This is a genomic window from Mycobacteriales bacterium (assembly GCA_035504215.1).
Lineage (GTDB): Bacteria > Actinomycetota > Actinomycetes > JAFAQI01 > JAFAQI01 > DATAUK01.
Genome location: DATJSI010000143.1, coordinates 1 through 10,668 on the forward strand (window position 1 = coordinate 1; position 10,668 = coordinate 10,668).

The window sequence follows — 10,668 nt, forward strand, 5'->3', positions numbered from 1 at the left end:
GGTCCTCACCGCCGAAGGTGAGCCGCCACCCCTCCAGCCAGCCGGGTCCGCGCGACGGCGAATGCGGGCAGCGCTCGAGCATCTGCGCCGGGTCCAGGTTGGTCCCGTACGCCGCATAGAGCGCCACGTGGTCGAAGCGTAGAGGAGCAGGCCTGCCGATCAGGCGAGAATGTCGACCGTGACACGAGTAGCGATTCTCGGCGGCGGACCCGGCGGCTACGAAGCGGCTCTGGTCGCTGCCCAGCTCGGAGCCGAGGTCGTCGTCGTCGAGCGCCAAGGGCTGGGCGGCGCCTGCGTGCTGGCCGACTGCGTCCCGTCGAAGACGTTGATCGCGACGAGCGAGTCGATCACGGCCTTCGCCGGCAGCGAGGCACTCGGCGTCCGGCTGCGCAGCGGCGGGCTGCCGTCCGAACAGGTGCTGGTCGACGCCGCTGCGGTCAACCAGCGGGTGAAGTCGCTCGCCCGGGCGCAGTCCCTCGACATCGCGGCGCGGCTCGAGCGCGAGGGCGTCGAGGTGGTCGCAGGTACGGGCCGGTTCTGCGGACCCCGGGCGCTGACCGTCGAGGACGGCGACGAGACCCGAGTGATCGCGGCCGACACCGTGCTGATCGCGACCGGCGCGGCGCCCCGCGTGCTGCCGGGCGCGCAACCGGACGGTGAGCGGATTCTGAACTGGCAGCAGGTCTACGAGCTGCCGGCGGTGCCCGAGCACCTGGTCGTCATCGGGTCCGGCGTGACCGGGGCGGAGTTCGCGAGCGCCTATGTCGCTCTCGGCAGCGAGGTGACCCTCGTGTCCAGCCGTGACCGGGTCATGCCGAGCGAGGATGCGGACGCCGCGCTGCTCATCGAGGAGGTGTTCACCCGCCGGGGGATGCACATCATGCGTCAGGCCCGGGCGGAGGCGGTCTCGCGCACCGAGGACGGCGTCGAGGTGGTGCTGACCGATGGCCGTCGGTTGACCGGCAGCCACTGCCTGGTCGCCGTCGGCTCGGTTCCGAACACGGCGCAGATCGGCCTCGACGTCGCCGGCGTCCTGACCGATGAGCGCGGCTACGTCCTGGTCGACCGGGTGTCGCGGACGTCGGCTCCCGGTGTGTATGCGGCGGGTGACTGCACCGGCCTGCTCCTGCTCGCCTCGGTTGCGGCGATGCAGGGGCGGACCGCGATGTGGCACGCGCTGGGCGATGCGGTCGCTCCGCTTCGGCTCGCCACCGTCTCCGCGAACGTCTTCACCGAGCCCGAGATCGCCACGGTCGGGCTGATGGCGGTTGAGGCGGCGGCCGAGCGGGGCGGGGTGCGCGAGCTCAAGCTGGCGCTGGCCACCAACGCGCGCGCCAAGATGCAGGGCATCGAGGACGGCTTCGTGAAGCTCTACTGCCGGCCCGGGACGGGCGCGGTGCTCGGCGGAGTCGTGGTTGCGCCGCGCGCGAGCGAGCTGATCCTTCCGGTGGCGATGGCGGTGCAGCACGGCCTGACCGTCGACCAGCTGTCCCAGACGTTCACGATCTACCCGTCGATCACCGGCAGCATCACCGAGGCGGCCCGCCAGCTGCACCTGTCGACGGCCGACTGAGCACCGCCGGTAGCCCTGGACGGCGCCTCGGCTGCCCGGCTACTCCTCGACGATCCGGCAGAGCAGCTCGCCGGCACCCACGACGTTGCCGATCTGCGCGCTGAGGTCGACGACCCGCCCGGCTCGGTGCGCGTTGAGCGGCTGCTCCATCTTCATCGCTTCGAGCACCACGACGATGTCGCCCGCCTCCACCTGCTGGCCTTCTTCGGCGACCACCTTGACGATGGTGCCCTGCATCGGTGCGGTCAGCGCGTCGCCCGACAGCGCTCCGCCACCGGTCGCGGCGCGATGAGCCGACGGCGGTTTGCGCCGGGCGGGAGCAGCGCCCGAGCCCAGCCCGCCGGGCAGGCTGACTTCGAACCGCCGGCCGCCGACCTCGACGGTGATGCGCTCGCGCTCGACCGCACCGCGCTCGACCGCACCGGGCTCGGCCGAGGGTCCCGCGTCGTACGGCGGAACGGACCCGGTCCACTCGGTCTCGATCCAGCGGGTGTGCACGGAGAACGGCTCGTCGACGAACGCCGGATCGGTCAGCACCAGGCGGTGGAACGGGATGATCGTCGGCATCCCGCCGACCTCGAACTCGTCGAGCGCGCGGCGGGCCCGGTTGATCGCCTCGCGCCGGCTCGCGCCGGTGACGACGAGCTTCGCGATCAGCGAGTCGAAGGCGCTCGGGACGGTGTCGCCGGCGACGTAACCGGAGTCGACCCGGACCCCCGGGCCGAGCGGCACCCGCCACTCGGTGATCGTGCCCGGCGCCGGAAGGAAGCCGCGGCCGGCGTCCTCGGCGTTGATCCGGAACTCGATGGCATGCCCTCGAGGGGTCGGGTCGTCCTGCTCGATGTGCTGGCCGTCGGCAATAGCGAACTGGGCGAGAACGAGGTCGACGCCGCTGGTCTCCTCGGTGACCGGGTGCTCGACCTGCAGCCGGGTGTTGACCTCGAGGAAGGAGATCGAACCGTCCTGGGCGACCAGGAACTCGCAGGTCCCGGCACCGACGTAGCCGGCCGCACCGACGATCGCCTTGCTGGCCGAATAGAGCCGGTCGCGTTGCTCGTCGCTGAGGAACGGCGCCGGCGCCTCCTCGACGACCTTCTGGTTGCGGCGCTGCAGCGAGCAGTCACGGGTGCCGACGACCACGACCGTGCCGTGCTGGTCGGCGATGACCTGGGTCTCGACGTGCCGCGGTCGGTCCAGGAAGCGCTCGACGAAGCACTCGCCGCGGCCGAACGCCGCAACCGCCTCGCGTACGGCGCTGTCGTAGAGCTCGGGAATCTCCTCACGGTTGCGGGCGACCTTCAAGCCGCGCCCGCCACCGCCGTACGCCGCCTTGATGGCGACCGGCAGCCCGTAGGTGTCCACGAACTCGAACACCTCGTCGACACCCGACACCGGGTTGGGTGTGCCGGGAGTGAGCGGCGCGCCGACATCGGCGGCGATGTGCCGCGCCTTCACTTTGTCGCCCAGCGCGTCGATTGCCGCCGGCGGCGGCCCGATCCAGGTCAAGCCCGCTTCGAGAACCGCGGTCGCAAAGGCGCCGTTCTCGGACAGGAACCCGTAGCCCGGGTGCACCGCATCCGCGCCCGAGCGCTTGGCGATGCCGAGCAGCTTGTCGATGTCGAGGTAGGTCTCGGCCGGGGTGGAACCGTCGAGCGCATAGGCCTCGTCGGCGAGCTGCACGTGCTGCGCATTCAGGTCCGGGTCGGCGTAGACGGCGACGCTGGCGAGGCCGGCATCGCGGCAGGCGCGCGCAACCCGGATCGCGATCTCCGCGCGGTTGGCGATCAGGACCTTGCGCATGGACAGACTCTATTGACTGGCGGTGCCTCGTGACATGCTGCTCCCGATGACCGAGCTGCCTCTGCCCTTCTCGAACTACCAGAACGAGATCTACCTCAACGGCACCGTGGGGGTCGTGCCGTCGTACCCGATCGACCATGCGGCGCTTGAAGCTGCGGCGCAGGCGGCGCTGCCGCCCGAGGTATTCGGATACGTCGCCGGAAGCGCAGGATCGGAGTCGACGGCGCGGGCCAACCGCGCGGCGTTCGAGCGGATGCGGATCGTGCCACGGTTCTTGTGCGACGTGTCCGTGCGGGACCTCGCGACGACCGTGCTGGGCACGGCGATGCCGGCGCCGGTCGCGTTGGCCCCGATCGGCGTGCAGGGCATCGTGCATCCCGATGCCGAGCTGGCGGTGGCCCGGGCAGCAGCGAGCGTGCGGGTGCCGTTCGCGTTGTCGACCGTGTCGTCGTACTCGATGGAGGAGGTGGCGCAGGCTGGCGGTGACGCGCCGCGCTGGTTCCAGCTCTACTGGCCGCGCGACCGCGAGGTGGGGGCCTCGTTGCTGGCCCGCGCCCGCGCGGCCGGGTTCTCCGCGTTGCTCCTCACCCTCGACACGTTCATCCTCGCGTGGCGACCGCGGGACCTCGGCCATGGCTTCCTGCCGTTCCTGCACAGCAAGGGACTGGCGAACTACTTCTCCGACCCGGTGTTCCTGGCCGGGCTCGACAAGTCGCCGGAGGAGGACCCGTCCGGGGCCATCCTGCGGTGGCAGTCGATGTTCGGCGATCCCGGCAACACCTGGTCGGACCTGGCCTGGGTGCGCGAACACTGGGACGGTCCGATCGCGCTCAAAGGCGTGCTGCACCCGGACGACGCGCGGCGGGCGATCGACGCCGGGGTCGAAGGCGTCGTCGTCTCCAATCACGGCGGCCGCCAGGTCGACGGCGAGATCGCCGCGCTCGACGCGTTGCCGGCGGTGGCGGCTGCCGTCGACGGGCGCGCCGACGTGCTCCTGGACTCCGGCGTGCGCACCGGGTCGGACGTGCTCAAGGCGCTCGGCCTCGGCGCGCGGGCCGTCCTCTACGGCCGCCCTTACGTGTACGGGCTCGGGCTCGGCGGCGAGGACGGCGTGCGCCATGTGCTGCGCAGCCTGCTCGCGGAGCTGGAGCTGACCATGGCGCTTTCGGGCTGCGCCGCACTCGCGGATATCGGGCCGGAGACGTTGATCCGTATACCGTGATCGCGTGGCGGAGTCATCGGCAGGCACGGCCGGCCTGCGGTTTCGCCGGTTGCACGAAGGCAGCCGGGTCAGCTCGGCTGCAGGCCTTCCGGTGCTCGACCGGGTCTACGACATCTGGGAGCGCCGCGACGTTCTCCGCATGCTCACCGAGCGCGGGCTCCGCCAGAAGTACGCCGGATCCGTGCTCGGCTATGCCTGGTCCCTGCTCGAGCCGGCGCTGCTCATCGGGACGTACTTCCTGCTGCTCAAGATCTTCCACAAGAGCTACCCGATGTACCCGCTGTTCATCTCCTCGACGATCCTGCCGTGGCAGTGGTTCGCATCCACGGTCAACTCGTCGACGTCCACCCTGCGGCAGAACTCACGGCTGATCACGTCGATCGCTCTGCCGCGCGAGATCTATCCGCTCGCCGACGTCGCGGTGAAGACCGTCGAGTTCGTGCTCAGCCTGCCGATCCTGCTGATCGTTGCGTGGATCTACGGCGTGAAGCCGTCGCCGTTCGTCTTCGCGCTGCCACTGGTGCTGCTGCTCGAGCTGATGATCTGCACGGGCATGGCGTTGCTGATCTCCTCGCTCAACACGGTGCTCCGCGACGTACAACGCGGCATCGGGATCTTCATCCGGATGCTGTTCTACCTGGTCCCCGCCCTCTATCCGCTGCAACGGTTGACCGGGTCCGCGCGGCGATGGGACAGCTACAACCCGATGGTTGGGATCCTCGAGGTCAACCGTGCCGTCTGGCTGCCGGGGTACTGGACCACCTGGCGCCCGGTGTACTTCTCGGTCATCGGCGCGTTCGTGATCCTCATCGTCGGCTTCAGCGTGTTCAGCCGGGTCGAGCGCCTGGTCCTGAAGGAGCTCTAGGCCGTGGGCGACGCGATTGCGGTTCATGACCTGGGCATCAAGTTCGCCCTCAACCGCCGACGCCGGCTGGAGCTGAAGAACCTCCTCATCCAGGGCAAGTCGGCGGCCGGCACCGACTACTGGGCACTGCGGCACGTGTCGTTCACGGTGGCCAAAGGCGAGTCGGTCGGTGTGGTCGGGCGCAACGGCTGCGGCAAGAGCACCTTGCTCCGGCTCGTCGCGGGCGTCATGTTGCCGGACGAGGGCGTGATCGAGGTCAACGGTGGAGTCGGCGCGATGATCGAGCTGTCGGCCGGTTTCGTCGGCGATCTCACCGCGCGCGAGAACGTCTACCTCATCTCCTCGCTGCACGGCTTCAGCCGTGAGCAGACCGACGAGCGGTTCGACGAGATCATGAAGTGGGCCGGCGTCGCGCGGTTCGTGGACACCCCTGTGATGCATTTCTCGAGCGGCATGCGGGCGCGACTCGCCTTCTCGATCGTGACCCGGATGGAGGAGCCGATCCTCCTCGTCGACGAGGTGCTGGCGGTCGGCGACAAGGCGTTCCGGCGCAAGTGCGGCGTCGTCATCGACCGGATGCTCGGCGAGGGGCGCACGATGCTTCTGGTCTCTCACAACGAGAACGACCTCCGGCGCTGGTGCAGTCGGGGGATCTACCTGCGCCGGGACCAGCCGCTCGTGACCGGGCCGATCGAGGACATCCTGGAGATGTACCTCGACGAAGACGACAACGCGTGACCGCCGGCACCGGAACCAGCCAGGCGAACCCGCGCCCGTCGATCGCGGAGCTTCGAGCGGTGGCGCAGCCGCCGTCGACCGTCGGCCGCGTCAGTGGCGAGCACTGGGCCGGTCGGCTCTACCAGCGACACCTCTCGATCTACCTGACCCGCGCGCTCGTCCCCACCCGGGTGAGCGCCAACGCGGTCACGTGGTCGCTGGTCGTGCTGGGGATCGGCTCCGCCGTCGTACTGACAATTCCGCACCTCTGGTCGGCCGTTGTCGCGTTCCTGCTGATCCAGGTGCAGGGCACCGTCGACTGCGTCGATGGCGAGCTGGCCCGGTGGCGGGGACAGCACAGCCCGGTGGGTATCTACGTCGATCGGGTGGCGCACTACGTCACCGACGGCGCGCTCGCGGTCGCGGTGGGGGTGCATGCCGACGGCGGCCTGGGGTCGATCGGCGGCTGGACCGCGGTCGGGCTGGCGACCGGCTTCCTCGCGTTGCTCAGCAAGGCGGAGACCGACCTCGTGCACGTCGCCCGCGCGCAAACCGGCCTGGAGCGGGTTGCCGACACCGCCGAGACGGCCCGGTCGCGAGCCGGGCTGATCCGCCGGTTACGCCGGTTCGCTGCCGCCATGCCGTTCAACCGAGCGCTGCTCGCCCTCGAGCTGACCATGCTCGCGGTGGTCGCAGCCGTCGTCGACGCGGCCCGCGGCGGGTTGAGCGCCTTCCGCGTGCTCGACGTGGGCCTCCTCGTGGTCGCGGGGATCGTGGTGGTCGGACACCTGCTGGCGACCGTGACGTCGGACCGGTTGCGGTGACCTCTGTCGGCTGCGTCGTGCTGAGCATGGGCAACCGCTCCAAGGAGTTGGCGAACGCGCTGGCCTCCGTCCTCGGTCAGGAGCAGGTGGCGGTCGACTGCGTCGTGGTCGGCAACGGCTGGGTGCCGGTGGAGCTTCCGGACGGTGTGCGCTCGATCGCGTTGGAAGACAACGTCGGCGTCCCTGCGGCGCGCAACATCGGGGCTGCGGAGGTCGACGGCGACATCCTGCTCTTTCTCGACGACGACGCCGAGCTGGTCGGTGACGACCTGCTCGAGCGCGCGGTGGACGAGTTCGACTCCGACGCCGCGCTCGGCGTGCTCCAACCGCGGGCGGTCGACCCGACCGGGCTGCCGACCTCTCGGCGGCACGTCCCACGGCTGCGAGCCGCCGATGCCGCTCGTTCCGGTGACGTCGCCTGGTTCTGGGAGGGCGCTTCGCTGATCCGGCGTACCGCGTTCGATGGTTGCGGCGGTTGGCCGGAGCAATTCTTCTACGGCCACGAGGGGATCGAGCTGGCCTGGCGCATGGTCGACGGGGGATACCGGGTCCACTACGACGCCGACCTGATGGTGCTCAACCCGGAGGCCGAGCCGTTCCGAGGTGCCGAGCACCGCTACTACGACACGCGGAACCGGGTGTGGGTCGCCCGGCGAAACCTGCCGTGGCTGCTCGCGACGGGCTACCTCGCGGTCTGGGTGAGCGCCACCGTGCTGCGCTGCCGGCGGGTCTCCGACCTGCGCGAGAGCATCCGGGGGTTCGTCGACGGAGCCCGGCTGCCGAGCGGGGATCGGCGGCCGATCCAGTGGCGCACGGCGTGGCGGTTGACCCGGTTGGGCCGCCCGCCCGTGGTCTAGGCTGCGCGCGTAATGGCAGCAAGCAAGAGGCGGCGGCGAACCGTCGGCGTCGTTCTCGCCGGCGGAGTGGGCACCCGGGTCGGTCTCGAGACCCCGAAGCAGCTGCTGAAGGTCGCCGGGAAGGCGATCATCGAGCACACGCTCGCCGCCTTCGAGGCAACCGCCGAGGTCGACGAGATCGTCGTGATGATGACGCCCGGCTACGTGCCCGACATCGAGGCGATCATCGCCGCGCGCGGCTTCCGGAAGGTCGTGGCGGTGCTCGAGGGCGGCGTGACCCGTAACGACACGACGAAGATCGCGCTCGACCACCTCGGGACAGAAGAGTGCAACGTCCTGTTCCATGACGCGGTCCGCCCGTTGATCACGCAGCGCGTGATCCGCGAGTGCGTCAACGAGCTGCGCAACTACGACGCGGTCGACACCGCGATCGCCTCCGCGGACACGATTATCGTGGTCGACTCCAGCGGCGAAATCATCGTCGACATCCCTGACCGTAGCCTGCTGCGGCGCGGCCAGACTCCGCAGGCCTTCACCCTTTCGACCATCCGGAAGGCGTACGAGCTGGCCTGGCAGGACCCCGCCTTCTCCGCGACCGACGACTGCAGCGTGGTGCTGAAGTACCTCCCGGACGTCGCGATCAAGGTGGTCGAAGGGTCCGAGCACAACATGAAGGTGACCGCGCCGGTCGACCTGTTCATCGCGGACAAGCTGTTCCAGCTCAGCTCGTCGACGGTCGCGCCGCTGTCGGGACCCGCCGCCTACGGCGAGGCGTTGCGCGGTCGGGTGGCCGTGGTCTTCGGCGGGAGCTACGGCATCGGCGCGGACATCGCCGTACTGCTCGAGGAGTACGGCGCCGGGGTGTACCGGTTCAGCCGGTCGACGACCGACACGCACGTCGAGGACCCGCACGAGGTCGAGGCGGCGCTGTCGAAGGTGCACGGCGACGCCGGCCGGATCGACTACATCATCGTGACGGCCGGAGTGTTGACCACCGGGCCGTTGTCGGAGACGGACGATCGCACCGTCGCCGAGATGATCGGTGTCAACTACGTGGCCCCGGTGCAGATCGCGCGGCTCGGCGCCGGCTATCTCGAGGAGACCGCGGGCCAGCTGTTGCTGTTCACGTCGAGCAGCTACACGCGCGGACGTGCCGGATACAGCCTTTACTCCTCGAGCAAGGCCGCCGTCGTCAACCTCACGCAGGCGCTGGCCGAGGAGTGGACCGACCTCGGAGTCCGGGTCAACTGCATCAACCCGGAGCGAACGGCGACCCCGATGCGCACCAAGGCCTTCGGTGTCGAGCCGGCCGGCGACCTGCTGGATGCTCGAGTCGTCGCGCAGACCGCCGTCGACGTCCTCGTCTCCGACGTGACCGGCCAGGTCGTCGACGTGCGCCGACCTGCCCCCACGGTCGCCGCTCGCTCGGCGCGGCCGGCCGGCGCCGCCGAGGCGGTCGAGGAGCAGGTCGAGATGCAGGAAGCGGAGGCGGAGGTCGAGGCGGCGCTCGAGCACGAGTCGCCGTGAGCCAGCCGAAGCAGTCTCACGGCGCTGCCGTCGAGCGCCCGGAGGAGCAGGGCGGCGGTGGCGAGAACGGTGGCGGACTGCGGACCGCGCAGCTGTCGGCCCGGCTGACCGGCCTGGTCGCTCTCGCGGCGTACGCACTCCTTCCGGTCGCCGCGATCTTCGGCTGGGCGGTTGCGGCGCTGGTCGCGATCGCCGTGAGCCAGGCGATGGACGTCGCGGTCGTCGCGAACGAGGATCTTCGGGCCGCGCTCGCCCGCGGCCAGTTCGGCATCGCCACCCGCACGCTGGTGCGCGAGGCATCGATGGCGATCTTGGTGGTCTCAGCCGCCTGGGCCGCCAGGCACGACGAGCGTGCGGGCCTCGCGCTGGTCCTGCTGGTCGCGGGCCTGCGGATCATCTACCAGCTGCTGCTCGTCCTGGTCCGACGGCGTGCGGTGCTGCCGGTCGAGTCCTTGAACATCGACCTGACCGGCATCGACGGGCCGCCTTACCTACCCGACGTGATGCAGCGCAGGTTGTCCGAGCGGTTCCATGGGCTGTCGGCAGTGGCGCTGGTCGGTGCCGCAATCGCTGTCGTCGCCCAGCAGCCGGTTGTGCTCTACGTGATCGTCGGCGCTGTCGTCGGGGTCGAGCTGATCGCGGTCCTCGGCGCGTTGGCGTGGCTCGTGCGGTCCCGCGGAGCGCTCATTCGCGACGCCTATCTGAATGCAGTTCTCGCGCGGGTGCGCGAGCTGCACTCGGAGGTGATGCTGTACCACACCGGCGCGGACGACTCGGCGTACCAGGTGAACATGTGGCTGCCGGTCGTCGAGCGCCTGCATCGGCCGGCGCTGGTGGTGCTTCGCGAGCGCCCCTGCCTGCCGCAGCTCGCACCGACCACGCTGCCGGTCGTCTGCATCCCGGGGGCGGTGGAGTTCATGGGCTTCTCGCTGCCCGAGATCCGAGTCGCGCTCTACACGGCGAACGTGGGCAAGACGATCCACATGCTGCGCGAGCCCGGTGTTCGCCATGTCTTCGTCGGTCACGGCGACAGCGACAAGACGGCGTCGTTCAACCCGTTCAGCAAGGTCTACTCCGAGATCTGGGTGGCCGGCGAGGGCGGTCGCGACCGGTACCGGCGTGCAGCGGTCGGCATTCGCGACGAGGACATCGTCGAGGTCGGCCGGCCGCAGCTGGAGGGAATCCGGGTCGCGAGCGGGCCGGTCGGAGACCGGTTGATGACCGTGCTCTACGCGCCGACCTGGGAGGGTTGGACGGCGGATCCCGCACACACGTCGCTGATG

The 10,668-nt window shown here is 70.1% G+C and carries 10 protein-coding genes; 8 read left to right on the top strand and 2 right to left on the bottom strand.

Annotated features, from left to right (window positions below; all coding sequences use genetic code 11):
* Nucleotides 1–127: gamma-glutamylcyclotransferase family protein (locus VME70_16745; protein ID HTW21846.1), on the bottom strand; the 127-nt coding region annotated here is incomplete at its 3' end.
* Between the two features lie 51 nt (nt 128–178).
* On the opposite strand from VME70_16745, the gene VME70_16750 reads away from it, so the two are divergent.
* On the top strand, nt 179–1,573 hold the full coding sequence (locus tag VME70_16750) for an NAD(P)H-quinone dehydrogenase (protein HTW21847.1): 1,395 nt from the start codon (nt 179–181) through the stop codon (nt 1,571–1,573).
* Nucleotides 1,574–1,612: 39 nt separating this feature from the next.
* Here VME70_16750 and VME70_16755 read toward each other — a convergent pair whose 3' ends face one another.
* A complete protein-coding gene (locus VME70_16755; GenBank protein HTW21848.1) occupies nt 1,613–3,373 on the bottom strand; it encodes a biotin carboxylase N-terminal domain-containing protein in 1,761 nt (586 codons plus the stop codon).
* A gap of 61 nt (nt 3,374–3,434) precedes the next feature.
* Between VME70_16755 and VME70_16760 the strand changes: the two genes are divergently transcribed.
* The 7 genes from VME70_16760 to VME70_16790 all read left to right on the top strand — a co-directional run.
* Nucleotides 3,435–4,595: an alpha-hydroxy-acid oxidizing protein gene (locus VME70_16760; GenBank protein ID HTW21849.1), complete on the top strand. Its 1,161-nt coding sequence runs from the start codon at nt 3,435–3,437 to the stop codon at nt 4,593–4,595.
* Between the two features lie 4 nt (nt 4,596–4,599).
* A complete protein-coding gene (locus VME70_16765; protein ID HTW21850.1) occupies nt 4,600–5,460 on the top strand; it encodes an ABC transporter permease in 861 nt (286 codons plus the stop codon).
* Between the two features lie 3 nt (nt 5,461–5,463).
* Nucleotides 5,464–6,198: an ABC transporter ATP-binding protein gene (locus VME70_16770; protein HTW21851.1), complete on the top strand. Its 735-nt coding sequence runs from the start codon at nt 5,464–5,466 to the stop codon at nt 6,196–6,198.
* Nucleotides 6,195–7,001, top strand: a complete 807-nt coding sequence (locus tag VME70_16775) for a CDP-alcohol phosphatidyltransferase family protein (protein ID HTW21852.1) — start codon at nt 6,195–6,197, stop codon at nt 6,999–7,001. Before VME70_16770 ends, VME70_16775 begins: the two co-directional genes overlap by 4 nt.
* Entirely contained in the window at nt 6,998–7,858 is an 861-nt protein-coding gene (locus VME70_16780; protein HTW21853.1) for a glycosyltransferase, read from the top strand. Before VME70_16775 ends, VME70_16780 begins: the two co-directional genes overlap by 4 nt.
* Before the next feature lie 12 nt (nt 7,859–7,870).
* Nucleotides 7,871–9,385 (top strand): bifunctional cytidylyltransferase/SDR family oxidoreductase, encoded by a 1,515-nt coding sequence (locus VME70_16785; GenBank protein HTW21854.1) that lies wholly within the window; start codon nt 7,871–7,873, stop codon nt 9,383–9,385.
* Nucleotides 9,382–10,668: hypothetical protein (locus tag VME70_16790; protein HTW21855.1), on the top strand; the 1,287-nt coding region annotated here is incomplete at its 3' end. The genes VME70_16785 and VME70_16790, both read left to right, overlap by 4 nt.

What these genes read in the sequence shown, in the direction of transcription:
- VME70_16755 (HTW21848.1), bottom strand. Translation starts at nt 3,373, where the DNA reads ATGCGCAAGGTCCTGATCGCCAACCGCGCGGAGATCGCGATCCGGGTT.
- VME70_16785 (HTW21854.1), top strand. Translation starts at nt 7,871, where the DNA reads ATGGCAGCAAGCAAGAGGCGGCGGCGAACCGTCGGCGTCGTTCTCGCC.